The organism is Pseudomonas sp. XS1P51 (assembly GCF_054897845.1).
The window spans coordinates 3,156,177-3,173,931 of sequence record NZ_CM142707.1 but is presented as its reverse complement, the minus strand read 5'-3'; the positions used below and the strand labels follow the sequence as shown (position 1 = coordinate 3,173,931).

Sequence of the window (17,755 nt, the reverse complement as noted above, 5' to 3'; positions counted from 1 at the left end):
TTACATCGTGAAATTGTGCTTTTGTCGGCAGTTGGATGAGATCCCTGATCGGGTGGTAAAAGGCTTCGTCGGCAGATCGATGAACGATGTGTGCACCCGAACGTAACAGCAGATTTTCCGCGGCGCTGTTGGGCTGGAAGGGATCACTCTGTTTCGTCTCGAGTAGGGTTTCATTGAGCATTTCGAGCCCCTCCGTTTGCTCGGTGTTGAACAGAAAATGCGTCCTGAGAATGCCGAAGTGAGCGACCTTAGGCTGACCGTTTTCATCGAGTACGGGTTGGCCTGACTCGGTCTGTTCCTCGCGCTCCATCGGCTTGTAGAGCACCGCCAGAGTGCTGTGCTCACCCTTACGGATATGCCCACCGGCCTTTTTGGCTTGGTTGAAGGTCAGCCAACGATCTTGAGTGAGCCCCTGCAACCTGGCCTCGGCCAGAGCAGCGGTAAATTGATGCCCGAATACGGACGTCGCGTGATGGCGTTGATGGGGTAGGGTTGATGACCGATGTAAGCGGAGCCACTGGAGGACCAGGGTTTGATCCAGGGAGCTGCGCCGTGGGCCAAAGCGGCAACGATTTTGTCAGTCACGTCTTGGTAGATATCGCGCATGGCATTTTCCTCGAGAGAAAAACGGAGGAACGCCTTGCCCGTCGGGGAGGGGTCCCCGGTTGGGTGATGTACTGGATTGATGCAGGTCTTGCATGCCGTCCGAATGTGGAGGTGGGCGCCGCCAATTGCGCTTAGCGCTGGTGTTCTCCTGCAAGCGCTATCAGCAAGGCGCCAGGCTGACCCAGTTCCTGGAGTAGGCTCAGGCTCAATTGCAGCAACGGGTCGTGGTTGAGGTGATCGGTTGGCTCAATGTGGACTACCTCGAACAGCACATAGGGCTCGTGTGGAGAGGCGAGGTGAGCCTCGAAGGCTGCGCGCAATACGTGGCTCAGCCGATCGACCTTCAGCTTCTCAGCGTGATCGGAACGCTCGAGCAGTACTGCGCGTTGCCACGCGCCAGGAGTGAACACGATGGGCAACCGAAGGGTGTTCAGTGTTTCCGGTGTAAGTGAGTCGGGCATGGTATGTCTCCGTTGAAAACGCGAAGAAACCTGTCCTGTGCGGGGAAAGATTTCCCCGCAGTGGGTTGAAGAAAATCAAGAGGGCTTATCTCACGAGCAGCGCTCGAAAGGCGCTCAGGAGAGCAGTAGGCGTTCATCACCGTAGCAACGGTCACCGTGCGAGCCACCGAACGCTAATCGCACTTGGGGAGAACCATCACCGAAGTGACGTAGCCTTGAAGGTTCTGGCTACCTGGGCAGGTGCTGTCGATCACAGCGATCCATACCTCGGGTTTAGCCGAGCTGTTCGTGAATAGCAACGAGATAAACCAACGCGTTAGACGAACTAAGCCTACTGAAGGCCAGCCTTGTTTTTTTGGCCGGATTGACTGACAAACGGTTAGGCTCGGAGTGACCTTCCGACACAGGGGCTTAGACACAGGCGCCTATCTAAGCCCCTGAGGCGCGGACGGGCTAGGGGTCAAAGTAGGTGCGCGCCCGTCCTAGCCCGTCAAGCGGATATTGATGCAGTCATCACTGCCGCCCTGAACACCGTGCTCGGATCAGTCTCAACCCTTGATCCAGTTTCCATCCTTTTGTGCATCAATGGCGATATCGAAGGTCTGGATATAGCCTGATAACATCCGGTAGTACCCGATGACGATAATTGCATCGCTCAATTCCTGAAGCGAGAAATGTTCCAAGGCGTGTTTGAACAGCACGCCCGGGGCTTTACCTTTGTCGAGAATCGCTTGGCCGAACCGGAGCAGGACGCGCTCGTCCTCTTTAAACGCTTTGACATCCTCCAGACAGCCCTCTGCTATGGCAACGAACTGATCCTGGCGAACGCCCGCAGCCTGCGCGATGGAGACATGCTGCTCCCATTCGTAGGCAACATTTTCATGTGCAGCCAAGAGTAGAACCATCATCTCCTTGTGATAATCAGAGATGGTCAGATCCCTGAATATTGCATTGGTCAGATCAATCATCGGAACGAATGCTCCTGGGCTGTAACCCAGCATCCGGAAGAAGTTGACCTTCGTTGGCAGCTTTTCGAACTTTTCCCGGACGTGATCAGGCAACTTCGTAAAATCGGGGTAATCGATTTCGACCTTCGAACTGATTTTGTCATTGGAGCCGGTTGGGTTGGCCATAAGGTACTCCTGTAAACTCAAGTTGATGGTTGAGAGGTTTATTGGTAATCAGGTGCTGACTGGCAGTTGGGACGTACGGCTGACCCAATGGTTCACAGCGATGCAGACCAACAAAACCAATGCTGAGACTATCATCGCAGTAGATAACCCTTTGGAAAAAGCAGCAGGGTCGGTGCTGGTGATCATGGCCCCAAACACGGCAACACCGATCACGCCGCCTAGCTGTCTGGCCGACGCCATCAATCCCGACGCCATACCGGCGTCATGCGAAGACACCGACGCTAGCATCGAATTGGTAATAGAGGGCACGGACGAGGCACTGCCGATACCCACTATCATCAAAGCAATATTCAGGTACCAAAGCGAAGTCTCTGAAGTGACGCGGGCCAGCGCCAGGAAGCCGACTGCCTGAATCAAGAAGCCTACGTTGATGATGCGTTGTGCGCTGACTCTCTTGGCAATCCGAGACGAGGCCATCGTGGAGATAGTCAGTACCGCTGTGAGCGGTATAAATGCCAGGCCGGTTCTAAAAGCGTCGTAGTGTAGAAACGACTGGAAGTAGATGCTGAATACGAACACCGTGCCGTAGAAGGTGAGGTTGATGGCGGCGCCGGCCAATGCCGTGGTTGCCAGGGTTTTGTTTCGGGCCAATCGTGTTGGGAGCATTGGGTTTTTTACACGTTGCTCAATTAAAACGAACGCAATTGCGCAAAACACGGCAACGGCCATGGTCGAGATGGTTTCAGTCACCCAGCCTTTAGAACTTGATTCGGTCAGCGCATACGTCAACGACGCGAGACAAATACCAATACTGATTTGCCCCGGTACGTCCACTTTCTTATCGATGCGAGGGGAAGACGGTGCATACCGCATGATCAATCCGATGGCGAGAATGCCGATGGGGACGTTGAGTAGAAAAACACTCCGCCACCCGAGCCACTCGATTAGCAGGCCGCCCATGACCGGCCCAGCAGCCAAAGCGATACCGCCACAAGCTCCCCACATTGCCACGGCTGACCTGCGTTTGGCAGGATCGTCGAAAGCTAGCCTTATCAGCGTCAGGGAGGTAGGCACCAACAGGGCTGCCCCCACCCCTTGAACCACACGCATACAGATGAGCATGCTCATGCTATTTGACAAGCCACAGCCTATGGAGGCCACGGTAAACAGTGCGAATCCGAACGCGAACACGGTTCTGGCGCCAAACTTGTCACCCGCCGCGCCCCCAAGGATCAGCAATGCCGAGAAGGCTAGTGCATAGCTGTTGATGACCCATTGCAGCCCCGTCAAGTTTGTATCAAATGCGGTTTTTAACGCGCCTAAACCGACGTTGACCACGCTGACATCGAGTTGGACGACTAGAAAACCCAAGCAAGCTGCGATCTGGATCGCGGCTAATGAGGTGGTCTTACGTGCAGTGCTGGTCATGAGTTTGGAGTCGCAGTGTTATATCAATGACTGGACGGTAACCGTTGACAAGTCATGCGTAAATACTAGAATTCGCACACATTCATTGCATATTTGCATGGCTATGGACTGGGAAGATCTGCGATTTTTTTTAGCCGTTGCAACGGCAGGCAGTCTGTCGGGAGCTGCACGTGTGCTCAACGTCAATCAAGCCACCGTTAGCCGAAGGTTGGCCGCATTGGAAGCTCAACTCAATGTACGTTTGGTTGATCGACTCCCGCGTGAGTCGCGCCTGACTGCGATAGGCCAGCAGATCTTCCAGGACGTTTTGGACATTGAAGCAAAGGCTTTCGCCATTGAGCGAAAGTGTTCATCGTCCAAGGCTGCTGTGCGGACGAAGGTAACGATCACGGCCCCCCCGATCCTCGCCAGGCATTTTTTAACCCCTAATTTGGCTGCGTTGGCCAGAATGTCACCGATGGTGCAGCTTTCAATTCTTAGCGAGCCTCATTTCGTGTCTCTGTCGCGCATGGAGGCAGATTTGGCGTTGCGTCTGTCGCCACCAATTGAAGATACGGACATCGTCAAAAAGGTGGGCCTCATGCAGTTTGCTCTTTACGCGCAGCGAGACTATTCGAATGCACTGGATGAGCAAAAATGGGAGTTCGTCGGCTACACCGACCGGCAAGGTGACTTTGCGCACAAGCGTTGGCTTTACGAAGTAATCGGTTCGAAGCGCGTTGCCTGCGAGGTCACTGATTTGAGCCACCAATACGAAGCGGCTTGTACCGGAATTGGCGTTGCAGGACTGCCATGCTTTATCGGTGATCGGGACAATCGCCTAGTTAAGCTCGACAGCAATCTTCCTATGCTCAGCCTCGACATTTGGGTCGCCATGCACCCTGATCGCCGTAGCGACACGGTGGTACGCAAGACCGCAGATGAAATTTTGCAGTTACTTGAACCCCTTGGCTTGGGGTTGCCTTCAAATGCTAGTTGAGCCCCAGCTGTTGCCAACACGCCGACCCTTTCTTGACTCAGACGCGCTCCATTGATGCGGCAGCAGTTGATTAATCATACTGGCTCGCTGCGTCGGCAAACATTCAGCACGTCCTTCAAATAAGCATACGGATAATGTCCGTTCATGCGTGCGGACTGGATCAAACTCATGATCGCCGCCGCCCGCTTCCCGATGCGTAGCGATCCAGCAAACAGCCAGTTCGAGCGCCCATGCGTCTTGACCATTGCTTTGAGGTCATCTCGTTCAAGTCCGATTGCCCGGAGGTCTACCAAAATATCTTGGAGGTGATGCTGTAGCGTGTTCAGCTCTCGTAGGAGGGTATCCCTATCCGCTTGTAGCGCAAGGAAGGTTCCGAAACTGAATTTTTGATCAGCGTCTCTGCCGGACTCAAACAGAAAGCCGGGCTTCTGATCGGGATAGTAAACCTGCATCCAGTGGCGCAAATCAGAGTGGCGTATCGTCAGTTGAAAGGGCTCCACGTAACCTCCCCTGGGAACGGAAATACCGAGACAGCCATAGGGCAATTCTCCATTACGTATCGCATCTCTACAAAAACTAGGAAAGATTAAGTATTAAAGAATCTTTCCTATGAAGGCGGCGGGGATCCAGTGGCGGCGTACGCTGGAAATCTCATCATCTGGGAGGGTTGATATTCGTAGGTCGAGGACAAAACCTCGCTGAGTCGATCACCCGATAAGTTCCAAGCGCGTTTTTCTCTTCTGCATAGTCCTGATGCAGGTAGTGGCGCCTCACCCGGGAGCCGGCCAGTACATGATTTTGACAGCGATCGATAACGTCCAGGCTGACCTCAAAGCCTGCATCATCTTAGCGCCTGTGCGGCGCAGGTCATGAGGCGTCCAGTCACCCGTTCTGGCCGACGGCAAGCATCAGGGTATCGTTATGACGACGTCTTGAGAGGCTTTGCGGTTTTTGAATCGGGCCTGGCGGTCACCCACCTGCTTGCCGGTCCAGGTTCTTGGATTACACCGGATCATAGTGCGTGCGGTTGGTTCTGATGGTTTGAGGTTCTATATACGCTCGGGCATTGCATCGAGACGATGCGGTCCTCAGATTGCCAGCCGTTCATTAGAAGTACATAATCAAGTCCATCAACGACACGCTAGACTATGGAAACCTCAATCTTTCAGTGATTTAGAGGATGAGTTATGATCCCGTCCGCTGCGCTATATTCGGTAACCTGGAACGCTGAACGCCAGGTCACCACGGAAAAAGCCCGCTTGATGCGGGCTTTTTGCTGTCTGGGGTTTGGCTTTGTGCCAGCCTCATTGAAAAAGCGACCCTTGGGTCGCTTTTTTCGTTTCTGCTTTCTTATTGTTCGGCGTTACGACTGTGTCGGTAATCGCTGACCGCTTCGTACACGGCTTTGCGCAACCGGTTGATGCCGCCAATTGGGCGGTGTGCTTCGAGGCCAAACCATGGATTGAACGACTGGTTATCGCATTGCAGGTTCAGCGCGGGTGTATCGAAGTCCTGGGCGGGCACGTTGATCCGCGCCACCGTCTGGAAGGTCGCATCGCTTTCACGCCACTCAATGCTGGTGTCTTCGATTGGCATGTACTTGTCCGGGTCCTGATGCTGGATCTGCAAGACGAAACACGCCGGCACCCGATCGGTCGACAGCTGCTGGTTCAGCGCGCTGCGCAGGAAGTTCGGCAACTTCTGGTTTTGCGCAGGCAGGGTGTAGGCCGGGCAGCTATCAGGATCCGGCATGACGCGAAATTTGGCATTGGCCTCACCAAATTTGTACGGCGAAACCGAAAAGTAAGTGGTCCGGGTCGGGCTGTCAGGGGCGGGTGACAGTGTCGCCAGGGCGATAAACAGGTGGCGAATCTGCCAGGTCCGCGGGTCCCAACCCGGGAAGAACGCCATCACTTTCTTGCCGTCAGCCTGGGCGGCCACATTCTGGCGGTATTCGGCGACATCACTGACGAAGAAATTCGGATGGCTGAACATCACGAAATCCTGTTCGCCACGACTTTGCTGATCGCTCAGCAGTTGTTTGCCCGGCACATCGAGCAACTTGATCGCCATGCCCCGAGCATCGCGAATGCTGTCGAATTGCGGGTAAGCATTGCCGTTGGATAAGCGCATCGTCGCTTGCCAGGTTTTGCCGGGTTCGCTGAATACGCCCTGGCGCAGTTCGTTCGCCAGATCCGGCAAAACCTGAACCTCGGCTTTCACGCAGCCATGGGCCTTGGCGTGAGCATCGCGCAGATAGCGAGTGCTTTCGCGGTGTTGGTCGACGATGCGTACGGCCGTCTGAATGATGTCCCGGGTCATCGCCGCTTCACCGTCAGGAATCAGTTCTTCGGCCGACACCGGTCCGCGCTGCTGCCAGGCGAACCACGCCGCGGCCAGCGCCCAGCCGAGTAATCCAATAGTCAGCAACCAAAGCAGCGCCTTGCCAAGAAAAGCGCCCAGGCGCAGCCAGAGGGTGATCAGCATGGGTAAGTCCTTTTGGTCATGGCGACGGTCATGGCAGTTGTGACTCCAGCGGACCGCCCAATACTTTCAGGTATTCCAGCAGCGCCCAACGCTCTTCGGGCTGCAGCAAGCGCCCGATGACGCCGTTGCCGCGCTTGCCTGCGCGGAATTCGTGGCCGCTGTTGTGATTGCCGGTGATCCGCGTGTCGAAAACGAAACCATTGGTGAAGGCTTCGGTGCGATAGCCCAGATGTTTCGGGTCGTACTCGAAGGTGCCTTTGTAGAAGGTGGTCGCGCGTTCGTCCTGAGGTGAGAGCAACTGATAAATGCTCGGCACCGAACCGTTGTGCAGAAACGGCGCTGTCGCCCATACCCCCGCCAGTGGCCGGGCCTTGTAGGCGCGCAACTCACGGACACCGATCGGCAGGCCGAAGCCATCCATCGCCGGTCGCTCGGCCGGGGTGATGGCCGCGTCGCGATACGCCCGGTTCTCGACGAATGCCGTGACGTAGGCCAGCCCTTTGGCGACCGATAATTTGCTGAGGTCCAGTGGTTCGGTGGGGGCTGGATGCAACTGAACGTCAAGTTGCGCCAGTTCTGCGGGGCTCCACTGCAAAGCCGTCAGATCAAAGCGGTGGTCGGCGATATTGTTGGCCGCACCCGGGTCTGTGCCGATGACTTCCACCGGAAGCATTTTCAGCTCTTGCACCGGACGCCCGTCGCTATGGGTGACGCGCGGTACGTGGCAGCCGGCGCAGTTCTCGGTGAACAGTGCGCGACCTTTGGTGGCCAAGGGCTTGTCGATCGCGCCCAGCAGCTCTTCCGGCCAGGCTGGCGGTTTGAGTCGTTGCAGGGTTTCTTCGATCAGGTGCAAATCGCGCACCCGGACACTCGATGGATAACGGTTGTCGCCTTTGAGCGGCTGTCCGTTGCTGTCGAAGAAGTTCAGCGTGGCGCCCACGCCCAGGGCCTCACCGATGTTGCGGGCCATCGGCTGCTGCGCCGAGCCGTTCCATTGCACCCAGTCGAAGGTCCACATTTCCCACAGCTGTGGATAGTCGACCGGCGCGTTGGCCACCCTGTAATTGGCGGGGGAAATCGCGTCGCCGAAACTGGCGTTGGCAATGCGCCCGAAAGCGTCGGTACGGCCGGGGCCTTCCTCGGTCGGGTAGAGCCCTCGGTGGGTGTCGTTCCAGGCTACTTTCAGGAACGTATCGAGAGAGGTTTTGAAGTCTTTGCGCAGTTGTTCGTGGCGGGTGTCGTAGTCCTGGCCCAGCACGTTGCGTGCGAAACGTTCGAATTTCCACGGGTTGTAGTAAGTCGAGGTCAGACTGGCTACCAGTGCTTGTCCGAAACTGCCGCCACGCAGGGTAGGAACGCTGGACGGCAGAACATGCTGCGCCGAACCACCGTCAATGCGCACCGCCTGGCCTTTGAAACGCAATTCGCCGGTGTGGCAGGCGGCGCAGGTGATGTCCAGAAACTGATCCGGGCTGCCAGGGTTTTGATGACGGGCAAAACCCACTGGCAGGTTGCCGGGGTTGTTCGGCGTCGCTTTCTGGTTGGGGTCGATCAGAAAACCGAAGCGCGCAAGGTATTCGGGGGCGGCGAATCGCTGTTGCGAAAAGGGCAGTTCAAGGGCGTTGAACCAGTCGTAGCGCAAGCCTTTGACTTGAGTGCCCTGAGGGGTGAAGTAATAGGTCTGGCGGTCAGCCGCGCTCCACTGCTCCAGGTAATGCACCTGTTGCGCGGGTGGCCAGTCCGGGAGTTTCGGGTTGGCGACATAGTACAGAACCACGGCCAGGAGCAGCCCCAGCAGCGCAGCGATCAGAACCAGCAAGCGGTAAAAGAGGCGCAAGATAAACGTCCTTGTCGATTTATTGTTCTCTTATGCCTCAGCTGCAAAGAAGGGGCAAGTGGCCATTACGTCAGATGTCGTGGGCAGGACAGTTGCCTCTGTGAGGCGAAGATGACAGAAGCTTCATCCTCCGATTCTGGAAATGCGTTAAAACACCTGAACTTATCAGAAGTTTCCTGCTCTCATGCCGGTAGCCATTGGTCGTGGCCGCCTGATAAGCTCGCGGCTTTACTCGATTGCCCTTTAGGCGCATGAACAAGGAAATAGCATGAAACAGCATCGGTTGGCGGCGGCGGTGGCCCTGGTTAGCCTGGTACTTGCGGGTTGTGATTCGCAGACCAGCGTAGAGCTGAAAACCCCGGCGCAAAAAGCTTCCTACGGGATTGGCCTGAACATGGGCAAGAGCCTGGCTCAGGAAGGCATGGATGATCTGGATTCCAAAGCCGTTGCCCAGGGCATCGAAGATGCCGTCGGCAAGAAAGAACAGAAGCTGAAGGATGAAGAGCTGGTCGAAGCCTTCGCAGCGCTGCAAAAGCGTGCTGAAGAGCGTATGGCCAAAATGAGCGAAGAGTCGGCAGCCGCTGGCAAGAAATTCCTCGAAGACAACGCCAAGAAAGCCGGTGTAACGACCACCGCTTCGGGCCTGCAATATGAAGTGGTCAAAAAAGCCGATGGCGCACAGCCTAAGCCGACCGACGTAGTGACTGTTCACTACACCGGCACCCTGACCAACGGCACCGTTTTCGACAGCTCCGTCGAGCGCGGCAGCCCGATCGATCTGCCGGTCAGCGGTGTGATCCCGGGTTGGGTCGAAGGCCTGCAACTGATGCACGTTGGCGAGAAGTACAAACTGTACATCCCTAGCGAACTGGCATACGGCGCCCAGAGCCCAAGCCCGGCGATTCCAGCCAATTCCGTGCTGGTATTCGACCTGGAACTGCTGGCGATCAAGGATCCAGCCAAGCAAGACGACGCCGCCAAGTAATCAGCGTCTGTTCTAAAAACAACGCCCCGCTTATGCGGGGCGTTGTTGCATCTGGCGTTCAGCGAGGGTAAACAAAGCGAACGGATGCTGTACGCTGGAGTCAGAGCCATTGAGGGCGCTGGGCTATCCGCGCCAGAGCGCCAAGTCAATGAAATCTTGGGTTTTTTTATGTGAGTAAAAAATGCCCGATCTGAGTCAGGCCCTTATGAAACGGGGCTTTCAGCCGTGAAAAGCAGCTCTGTTCACAAGGTTATCCACAATTTGTGTGGATAACATTTAGGCGGGAGGAATCATGAAAACACCCTGGAATTTTGCTCGTTTCCTGCCACTGGCCGGACGCCTGCTCGCCCGTGGACGATTGCCGACGCTGTTGTTCGCGGTGGCCAGCAAAGGTGCCAGCCAAGGCAACCGGCTGGGTAAACTCAAGGATGACCTTCGCTTGTTGCAGGCTCTTTGCCTTGCCTACTGGCGCGGTGAGTACCGGGCCATCAGCCCGAAAGCGCTGATCTCGGTGGTCGCAGGCCTGATGTATTTCCTGAGCCCGGTGGATGCGATTCCGGATTTCATTCCGGTGTTCGGCATGCTTGATGACATCGCCGTGTTGGCGTGGCTGATGAAAGTCCTCGACGACGAACTCAACGCGTTCCGTGCCTGGCGCAATCGCCAATTGCCGGAGAAGCTCGCCGTGGTCGAACGGTTGCCCGATACACCTGAGCAACTTCAGCTTCAGGGACCGAAGAAAAACTGAGCCGATTCAGGATCATCCTTATATTCAAACCCCTCGCGACCTTGGCCGCTGTTAGGATTACACTTCTAGGGAAAAGTGCCGACTCGCTAAGTGTCGTTGTCCTACGGGGAAGTCATGGATATTCAGATAATCACACGCGAAGGCGAGCCCGAATATGCGGTTCTGCCGTGGGCTCAGTATCAAGCGTTACTGAAAGCAGCAGGCATCAACGAGCAACCGCCGCGGGTCGCCCCAGAGCGTCACGCAGCAACACCAGACCAGATTCTTCCGGGTCTGGATCAACTACGCAGTTTGCGCGAAGGGAAGGGCATCGCCATCGAGGCGCTCGCCCGCACGGTAGGCATCAGCCCGTCTTATCTGGCCTTGATCGAAAGTGGCGAGCGTCAACCCGACGCTGCGATTCGCCGCAGCCTGGCCTGGGAATTGACGGTGCCAGGGTGGAGGGAAGAATCGTGAGCGTACGCATCAGTCGTCAACATTGGGACGGATTGCTGGGCGAGCTGGATCAGGCGCGCCGCCAGCGCCATCTGCTGACTTATCGAGCGTTGCTGGAGCGTTTGCAACTCCCGACGCCCGCCATGCAAACGTTGACCGCTGCCCTTGAGCATCTGGCCGCGCTGGACGCCAAGGCCGAACAGCCCTTGCGTAGTTCGCTGGTGATCAGCCAGGGCGCCAGTCGTCTGCCGCGCACCGGTTTCTTTGAATGTGTCGAGCGTCTGGGGCGTTTCTCCGGGCCGTCTGATGGTGTTGCCGCCGCGTCCTGGCATGCCTCGGAAGTGGTGAGAGTGTTCGAATACGAGTACCCCGAATCGGCGGAGGCCTGAGTGTTTTTACGACTCAAGGCGCGGGCGGGTTACTGGCTGGCTCGCAGGCTGTTTCACTGGTCGTGGTTTGTGCGCCAGCCGCGCGGCTGGAGCTGGCTCGAGGGTCAGTTCGCGCGCATGGCCAACCTAGGTGATGTCGGCGCTCAGAGCTTCTATGGCCACATCCTGACCTTCCGCGGTGTCGGCCTTGGGGCTCGTGAGGAAGGTGTCCGATTGCTGCGTCTGGCGGCCTTGGCGGGCGATGGCAAAGCGGCATATCAGGTGGGCATGATCAGCCTGGCGGGGACGGCGAGCAAGGCGCCGGATGCGGCTGAAGCGGCGCGGTTTTGGCAAATAGCTGCCAAAGCCGGACATCCATTGGCCGAGATCAAACTTAAAGAGTTGGCGGCTGGTGGTTCTTCGCAGTAATTCGTTGATTGTCCGATAAGCAAACGTGGCGTGAGGGAAACCTCCCGCCACGTTTTGCGTTTGGGGCGCGAAATTTCTGGGCAAGGTCCTCGGAAGTGTCCTTCAAGTTGTGGCGGTTTTCGTGAACTGGTGCGCAGGGAGTTCAATCGATAGGCTTTGGTGGTCGCTGCATATTCAGTGACAGGGTGTAGGAACCCTTCAAGACTTTTAAGGTGACATGGCGTCGATACTTGATTGCGGCCGTTGAAATGCGTCCGTAAGATTCGTTGCGGCGGCTATGTGTGGGCACGCTTCGGCGTGGTCGAGTTTTCGCCCTAAAAGTCTCGATATTCCTACCCCGCCCTAACCTGTAGGAAGGCGGATGGTAGTTCCTATCACACTTTTAGGGGTTCCAAATGCCAACACTGCATCCCGATCCACCCTACGAAAAACCCATTCCCCACCCCGAAAACCGCTTCATGGCGCTCACCAGCAACTGCACCGACATGCCCACCCTGTTCGTCGATACGCAAGCGCCGCTTGATGTTTTGTATGATGCCGCCGGCTATCGAATTCGCGCTGTAACCCAAGTGCTTGAGAACCTGTCCATGCGTGGATCGATCGAGTGCGAATCCTTCATCCTCAGCGACTTTGCCTTGCTTTGCGCCATCCCACTTCGCGATGGCGTCAGCAGATTCAGCGCTGCCCCATCAGCAATTCATCCTCTCGTCCAGGCACCGCCAGGCTATCAATCACATGCACGCTATACCCCGGCACATTCTTCGCGTGGTGTTTGGCCTGAGACGCCATCTCCGCCAACTGGCTCGCATCGAGTTGTCCACAGGCCTGTGGATGCAAATGCACCACGCCGATCGACAGCGACAGTAACGGAAATTCCTGCCGCACACCCTGGCGATTGGGGGCAATGAAACAACCCGCCTCCAGGTGTTCACTGCGGTAGAACCGCCGGCACTGGCTCTGGAAGTCGTCGAGCAATTGGTTCAGGCGTTTGCGCCAGTCTTCCGGGCCGAGCACCAGCAAAAAGTCATCACCGCCGATATGGCCGACAAAGTCGCGGGACGGGTCGACGCGATCATTCAGACATTGCGCCAGGCACAGCAGGACCTCATCCCCCCGACCGTAGCCGTAGATGTCGTTGAAGGGTTTGAAACTGTCGATGTCCACGTAGCAGATCACCGATTCCCGTTTCTGTTGCAGCAACCGCGTGAGGCATTGCTGGATCGGCACGTTGCCCGGCAGCAGGGTCAGCGGGTTGGCATAGCGAGCCTGCTGAATCTTCAGTTCGGTAATCAGCTTGAGCACGTCGATTACCCGGCCCAGGCCCAGATAGCCGCCGTTGAGGGTGATGATGAAGTCTTCTTCGATGCGCTGTCGGGCGCGACTGGTGATCAGGCGGCTGACCTGTTGCAGCGACTGGCTCATCTCGACGGCGAGAAAGTCGTCGTTCATCAAACGGCTGATGGGCTTGCGGGCGAACAGGTCGGTGGCGAAGGGCTTGAGCAGGGCGTCAGAGAGCGAATGTCGGTGGACGATGCCGCAGGGCTGGCCTTGCTCGTCGAGCACCGCGAGCGAGTTCAGGTTGGCCTGGCGACGGAAGGCTTCCAGGACCGTGGCGGTCGGAGTGTTGCGGCCCACTGCCGGTTGGTCGTTGAGCAGGGCGCTGAGGTCGCTGCCTTCGTCGTTCAGCGCCACGGCGGAGCTGTCGTGTTTGGGCATCAAGGTTCGTGCATCCCGGGGCGGGTGCTCTTGCGGGCGACAAAGCAGATAGCCCTGGACCAGATCGACGCCCATCTCGGTTAACACCGCGAGTTCTTCTGGCAACTCGATGCCTTCGGCGATCACTTTCGCCCGCGAGGCCTTGGCGATTTGCAGGATCGAACCGACGAATTCGCGTTTGAGGGCATCCTGATGAATACCGTCGATGAAGTGCCGGTCGATCTTCACATAGTCCGGCCGCAGTTCGGACCACAAGCGCAGACTCGAATAACCCGCACCCAGATCATCCAGCGCAATGGAAAAGCCCATCGCCCGGTAGTGATGCAGCGCGTTTTGCAGTAACTGGAAATCGTCGGTCGGGGTCTGTTCTGTGAGTTCGATCACCACCTGACTCGGCGGTATGCCGAAGTCCTGCAGCAATTGCAGTGTGCGCCCAGGTTGGTGGGCGGCTTCGAGCAGGGATTCCGGTGAAACGTTAAGGAAGAGTTTGCCGGGCAGCTGTTGTTCATTGAAGCGTCGGCAAGCGCTCTCGCGACAAGCGATTTCCAGCTCGTTCAGGCGGCCTGCCTGACGTGCAACGGCAAACAGCGCGACAGGGGAGTGCAACGGACTGTTGGAGGGGCCTCGGCTGAGGGCTTCGTAGCCGATAATTCGTCGTTCAGAGAGGGAGATGATTGGCTGGAACAGGCTGTGCAAACCGCTTTGAGCCAGTATTGAACTCAACGCACTCAGCTGTTCGGTCGTGGTCATGGCGATCTCTGGCGATAAAAAAAGGACTGGGAGCACACTCTTGGTTGAAGAGGGCTCCCAGTCCTTTATTTCACGACAGAATGATGACTGTTTGATGACGCTCCAGGGAGCGTCAGCATTAAATTGCCATCATCTTGCTTGTAACAACTTAGTGCTTGGCGACCGCGGTGTTGAGTTTCAGGTAGTCCAGCAGAATCCGCCCGGTCTCGCTCAGGTAGGCATCGTCTTCTGGTTTGGTCTTGTCCTGCTCGGCCGCAATGGCGTCTTCGTCTTCTTTCTTCAGCTCTTTGAGCGGCTCTTCACCCTTGGCCTTGCGACGCAGGTTTTCCATGGCGAGCTGCTTGGTTTCGATGTCGGCGTGTTGTGCACGACGGTCGGCTTCATTGAGGCTGACGGTTTTTTCCGACATCAGTTTCTGCGCCAAGGCCAGCTTGTCGCGGATGAACACGAACTCTGCGTCCTTGGCTGTACGTACGTCATGCTCGGACTTGAGCTGCGAGATGTACGGTTTGAACGGGTCGAGCGCAGGCTTGATGGCCGCACGGATGGTGTCCCACGGCATGGCTTCCGGCAGGGCGCTTTCGCCGATTTCCTTGGTGTCGATGATCGACGGGTAATCGATGTCCGGCAGTACGCCCTGATGCTGGGTGCTCTGACCGGAAACCCGGTAGAACTTGGCCAGGGTCAGCTTCAGTTCGCCATGGTTCAGCGGCTGAATGGTCTGCACCGTGCCTTTGCCGAAGGTCTGGCCGCCGATGATCAGTGCGCGGTGGTAGTCCTGCATGGCGCCGGCAAAAATCTCCGAGGCCGAGGCGGACAGGCGGTTGACCAGCAACGCCATCGGGCCTTTGTAGAACGCGCCCGGGTTTTCATCTTCCAGTACATCGACCCGGCCGTCGGCGTTACGCACGAGAACGGTCGGACCTTTGTCGATGAACAGACTGGTCAGCTCGGTGGCCTCCTGCAGGGAACCGCCGCCGTTGTTGCGTAGGTCGATGACCACGCCGTCGACCTTGTCTTTCTGCAACTCGGTCAGCAGTTTCTTGACGTCGCGAGTGGTGCTCTTGTAGTCCGGATCACCGGCGCGGAAGGCCTTGAAGTCCAGATAGAAGGCCGGGATCTCGATGACGCCGAGCTTGTAGTCCTTGCCGTCCTGTTTCAGGTTGAGGACCGACTTCTTCACCGCCTGGTCTTCAAGCTTCACCGCTTCGCGGGTGATCGGGACGATCTTGGTGGTCTGGTCGTTCGGCGCATTGCTGGCCGGGATCACTTCCAGGCGCACCACGGTGCCTTTCGGGCCACGGATCAGCTTGACCACTTCGTCCAGGCGCCAGCCGACCACGTCGACCATCTCTTTGTTGCCCTGGGCAACACCGATGATCTTGTCGGCCGGTGCAACCTGCTTGGTCTTGTCGGCCGGGCCCGCAGGTACCAGACGCACGACTTTGACCTGGTCGTTATCGCTCTGCAACACGGCGCCGATGCCCTCGAGGGACAGGCTCATGTTGATGTCGAAGTTCTCCGCGTTATCCGGCGACAGATAATTGGTGTGCGGATCGTAGGACATGGCGAAGGTGTTGATGTACGCCTGGAAGATGTCTTCCGGACGGGTCTGGTCCAGACGTGCCAGCTGATTCTTGTAGCGCTTGGTCAGCGTTTCCTGAATCTGCTTGGAGTCTTTACCGGCGATTTTCATCCGCAGGACTTCATCCTTGACGCGTTTGCGCCACAGGTCGTCGAGTTCTGCATTGGATTTGAGCCAAGGGGCATCCTTGCGATCGATCAGCAAGGTTTCCTTGGTGGTGAAGTCGATCTTGTCGACGCCCTTGTTCAGCTCGGCAAGGGCAAAGTCCAGACGCGCCTTGACGCGGTCCAGGTAGCGCTTGTAGATGGTGAACCCGGCGTTGAGGTCGCCGCTTTTGAGGAAGTCGTCGAACTGGGTTTTCCACTTGTCGAATTCGGCAATGTCGCTGGCCATGAAGTAGCTGCGTGATGGATCCAGCAGCTTGAGGTAGCTGTCGTAGATGATCACGGAGCGCGCGTCATCGAGCGGCGGCTTGCTGTAATGGTGACGCTTGAGCAACTCGACGACGTTCAGACTGGCGATCACTTCGTCACGATCGGGCTGAAGCTTGTCCCAGCTATTGGCTGCGAACGTATTGTTCGACATCGGCATCAGGCCGATACCAATAAATAGGGCGAGGGCGGTGCTGGGGAACAAATGCTTCATGCTGATTCGACGCGGGGACAATTGATAACGCATATTAGGCCGTCTTTGAAGTCGCCGGTTCCACAAGGGCCGGTCGCATAATGCAAAAAGCCCGGCGATACAGCTTCGGGCTCAGTCCAGACTCACTATGGAGGCACTGTGAAAGCATTGCAAGGCGTGGAAGGTCAAGTGGAGTGGCTTGAAGAGCCGAGTCCTACATGTGATGTAGGACAAGTTCGTATCCGAGTGGCGGCAGCGGGTCTCAATCGCGCCGATTTGTTACAGAAGGCCGGCCTTTATCCGCCACCGCCGGGAGCCAGTCAGGTGCTGGGTCTTGAGTGTTCGGGGGTGATCAGCGAGGTCGGTCCCGGGTCGTCCTGGCAGGTCGGTGATCGGGTCTGCGCCTTGCTGGCCGGGGGCGGGATGGCTGAGGAAGTGGTTGTCGACGGACGGCATGTGTTGTCGGTTCCCGACGAAATGTCGTTGGCCGAAGCAGCGGCGTTGCCGGAAGTGTACGCGACCGTTTGGCTGAATTTGTTTCAACTGGCTGCGCTCAAGCCCGGTGAGAAAGTTCTTCTGCACGCCGGAGCAAGTGGAATCGGTTCAGCTGCCATTCAGCTGTGCAAGGCATTTGGTAATCCGTGCTGGGTCAGCGTCGGCTCGGCCGGGCGTCTGGCTTATTGCGAAGCGCTGGGGGCACAGGGAGGGGTGGTGCGCACCGGAGATCTGGACAGTTTGAGCGACCTGGGACCGTTCGATGTGATTCTCGATCCGGTCGGCGGCAACTATGCAGAGCTCAACCTTAAGCTGCTGGCCCGTGATGGCCGTTGGGTGCTGATTGGCCTGATGGGGGGGCGTGAGGCAAAACTGGATCTGGCGCAGGTATTGGCCAAGCGCGTGCAATTGCTGGGTTCGACCCTGCGCAACCGCGACGAGCAGTTCAAGGCCGATTTGTTCAGTGATCTGAGTCAGCATGTCTGGCCGCTGTTTGCCGAAGGGCGCTTGAGCCCGCAGTTGGCGAAGACGTTCCCGATCAAGGATGCCGAAGCGGCGTTTGCCGAATTGGCGAGCAACAAGGTGGCTGGAAAACTGGTGCTGGTGATCGACGAAAGCCTCACCTGACGACAATGCGCTGCACCTGTGGGAGCGAGCCTGCTCGCGATGAACGATAACGCGGTCTTACA

Annotated in this window: 14 protein-coding genes and 4 pseudogenes; 8 read left to right on the top strand and 10 right to left on the bottom strand. The window is 57.1% G+C overall.

Features of this window, described 5'->3' with window-relative positions; genetic code table 11:
• Positions 1–4: 4 nt before the first annotated feature.
• The 4 genes and pseudogenes from ACYZUD_RS14650 to ACYZUD_RS14635 all read right to left on the bottom strand — a co-directional run.
• A pseudogene (locus ACYZUD_RS14650) lies at positions 5–606 on the bottom strand (ArdC-like ssDNA-binding domain-containing protein); the annotation flags it as partial.
• 131 nt (positions 607–737) lie between these two features.
• Entirely contained in the window at positions 738–1,067 is a 330-nt protein-coding gene (locus ACYZUD_RS14645) for a hypothetical protein (protein WP_462024642.1), read from the bottom strand.
• Between the two features lie 548 nt (positions 1,068–1,615).
• On the bottom strand, positions 1,616–2,200 hold the full coding sequence (locus ACYZUD_RS14640) for a carboxymuconolactone decarboxylase family protein (RefSeq protein WP_462024641.1): 585 nt from the start codon (positions 2,198–2,200) through the stop codon (positions 1,616–1,618).
• 48 nt (positions 2,201–2,248) lie between these two features.
• Complete coding sequence (locus tag ACYZUD_RS14635) at positions 2,249–3,628, bottom strand: MFS transporter (protein WP_462024640.1); 1,380 nt, start codon at positions 3,626–3,628, stop codon at positions 2,249–2,251.
• A 97-nt stretch (positions 3,629–3,725) separates the two neighbouring features.
• On the opposite strand from ACYZUD_RS14635, the gene ACYZUD_RS14630 reads away from it, so the two are divergent.
• A complete protein-coding gene (locus ACYZUD_RS14630; RefSeq protein ID WP_462024639.1) occupies positions 3,726–4,607 on the top strand; it encodes a LysR family transcriptional regulator in 882 nt (293 codons plus the stop codon).
• On the opposite strand, the pseudogene ACYZUD_RS14625 reads toward ACYZUD_RS14630, so the two are convergent.
• The 4 genes and pseudogenes from ACYZUD_RS14625 to ACYZUD_RS14610 all read right to left on the bottom strand — a co-directional run.
• Positions 4,593–4,837 (bottom strand): annotated as a pseudogene (locus ACYZUD_RS14625) (transposase domain-containing protein); the annotation flags it as partial. The gene ACYZUD_RS14630 and the pseudogene ACYZUD_RS14625 overlap by 15 nt on opposite strands.
• 377 nt (positions 4,838–5,214) lie before the next feature.
• A pseudogene (locus ACYZUD_RS14620) lies at positions 5,215–5,590 on the bottom strand (site-specific integrase); the annotation flags it as partial.
• 367 nt (positions 5,591–5,957) lie between these two features.
• On the bottom strand, positions 5,958–7,094 hold the full coding sequence (locus ACYZUD_RS14615; protein WP_462024638.1) for a catalase family protein: 1,137 nt from the start codon (positions 7,092–7,094) through the stop codon (positions 5,958–5,960).
• 28 nt (positions 7,095–7,122) lie between these two features.
• The gene (locus ACYZUD_RS14610) at positions 7,123–8,931 is read right to left on the bottom strand and encodes a di-heme-cytochrome C peroxidase (protein WP_462024637.1); all 1,809 of its coding nucleotides are present in this window, start codon (positions 8,929–8,931) and stop codon (positions 7,123–7,125) included.
• Positions 8,932–9,199: 268 nt separating this feature from the next.
• On the opposite strand from ACYZUD_RS14610, the gene ACYZUD_RS14605 reads away from it, so the two are divergent.
• The 6 genes and pseudogenes from ACYZUD_RS14605 to ACYZUD_RS14580 form a co-directional block, all read left to right on the top strand.
• Positions 9,200–9,916 (top strand): FKBP-type peptidyl-prolyl cis-trans isomerase, encoded by a 717-nt coding sequence (locus tag ACYZUD_RS14605; protein WP_214377591.1) that lies wholly within the window; start codon positions 9,200–9,202, stop codon positions 9,914–9,916.
• Between the two features lie 292 nt (positions 9,917–10,208).
• A complete protein-coding gene (locus tag ACYZUD_RS14600; RefSeq protein ID WP_462024636.1) occupies positions 10,209–10,664 on the top strand; it encodes a YkvA family protein in 456 nt (151 codons plus the stop codon).
• 114 nt (positions 10,665–10,778) lie between these two features.
• On the top strand, positions 10,779–11,120 hold the full coding sequence (locus tag ACYZUD_RS14595; RefSeq protein WP_462024635.1) for a helix-turn-helix domain-containing protein: 342 nt from the start codon (positions 10,779–10,781) through the stop codon (positions 11,118–11,120).
• Positions 11,117–11,488: a hypothetical protein gene (locus ACYZUD_RS14590; RefSeq protein WP_003223109.1), complete on the top strand. Its 372-nt coding sequence runs from the start codon at positions 11,117–11,119 to the stop codon at positions 11,486–11,488. Before ACYZUD_RS14595 ends, ACYZUD_RS14590 begins: the two co-directional genes overlap by 4 nt.
• Entirely contained in the window at positions 11,489–11,896 is a 408-nt protein-coding gene (locus ACYZUD_RS14585; protein ID WP_462024634.1) for an SEL1-like repeat protein, read from the top strand. It begins immediately after the preceding gene.
• A gap of 395 nt (positions 11,897–12,291) precedes the next feature.
• Positions 12,292–12,561, top strand: a pseudogene (locus ACYZUD_RS14580) (hypothetical protein); the annotation flags it as partial.
• 10 nt (positions 12,562–12,571) lie between these two features.
• On the opposite strand, the gene ACYZUD_RS14575 reads toward ACYZUD_RS14580, so the two are convergent.
• On the bottom strand, positions 12,572–14,362 hold the full coding sequence (locus ACYZUD_RS14575) for a bifunctional diguanylate cyclase/phosphodiesterase (protein ID WP_462024633.1): 1,791 nt from the start codon (positions 14,360–14,362) through the stop codon (positions 12,572–12,574).
• 148 nt (positions 14,363–14,510) lie between these two features.
• On the bottom strand, positions 14,511–16,592 hold the full coding sequence (locus tag ACYZUD_RS14570) for a carboxy terminal-processing peptidase (RefSeq protein WP_462024632.1): 2,082 nt from the start codon (positions 16,590–16,592) through the stop codon (positions 14,511–14,513).
• A 138-nt stretch (positions 16,593–16,730) separates the two neighbouring features.
• Between ACYZUD_RS14570 and ACYZUD_RS14565 the strand changes: the two genes are divergently transcribed.
• Positions 16,731–17,693: a zinc-binding dehydrogenase gene (locus tag ACYZUD_RS14565; RefSeq protein ID WP_462024631.1), complete on the top strand. Its 963-nt coding sequence runs from the start codon at positions 16,731–16,733 to the stop codon at positions 17,691–17,693.
• The last annotated feature ends 62 nt before the right edge of the window (positions 17,694–17,755 follow it).

Excerpts from the sequence above, each read along its gene's own strand:
- ACYZUD_RS14645 (WP_462024642.1), bottom strand. The coding sequence starts at position 1,067 with ATGCCCGACTCACTTACACCGGAAACACTGAACACCCTTCGGTTGCCC.
- ACYZUD_RS14640 (WP_462024641.1), bottom strand. The coding sequence starts at position 2,200 with ATGGCCAACCCAACCGGCTCCAATGACAAAATCAGTTCGAAGGTCGAA.
- ACYZUD_RS14635 (WP_462024640.1), bottom strand. The coding sequence starts at position 3,628 with ATGACCAGCACTGCACGTAAGACCACCTCATTAGCCGCGATCCAGATC.
- ACYZUD_RS14630 (WP_462024639.1), top strand. The coding sequence starts at position 3,726 with ATGGCTATGGACTGGGAAGATCTGCGATTTTTTTTAGCCGTTGCAACG.
- ACYZUD_RS14615 (WP_462024638.1), bottom strand. The coding sequence starts at position 7,094 with ATGCTGATCACCCTCTGGCTGCGCCTGGGCGCTTTTCTTGGCAAGGCG.
- ACYZUD_RS14605 (WP_214377591.1), top strand. The coding sequence starts at position 9,200 with ATGAAACAGCATCGGTTGGCGGCGGCGGTGGCCCTGGTTAGCCTGGTA.
- ACYZUD_RS14600 (WP_462024636.1), top strand. The coding sequence starts at position 10,209 with ATGAAAACACCCTGGAATTTTGCTCGTTTCCTGCCACTGGCCGGACGC.
- ACYZUD_RS14595 (WP_462024635.1), top strand. The coding sequence starts at position 10,779 with ATGGATATTCAGATAATCACACGCGAAGGCGAGCCCGAATATGCGGTT.
- ACYZUD_RS14575 (WP_462024633.1), bottom strand. The coding sequence starts at position 14,362 with ATGACCACGACCGAACAGCTGAGTGCGTTGAGTTCAATACTGGCTCAA.
- ACYZUD_RS14570 (WP_462024632.1), bottom strand. The coding sequence starts at position 16,592 with ATGAAGCATTTGTTCCCCAGCACCGCCCTCGCCCTATTTATTGGTATC.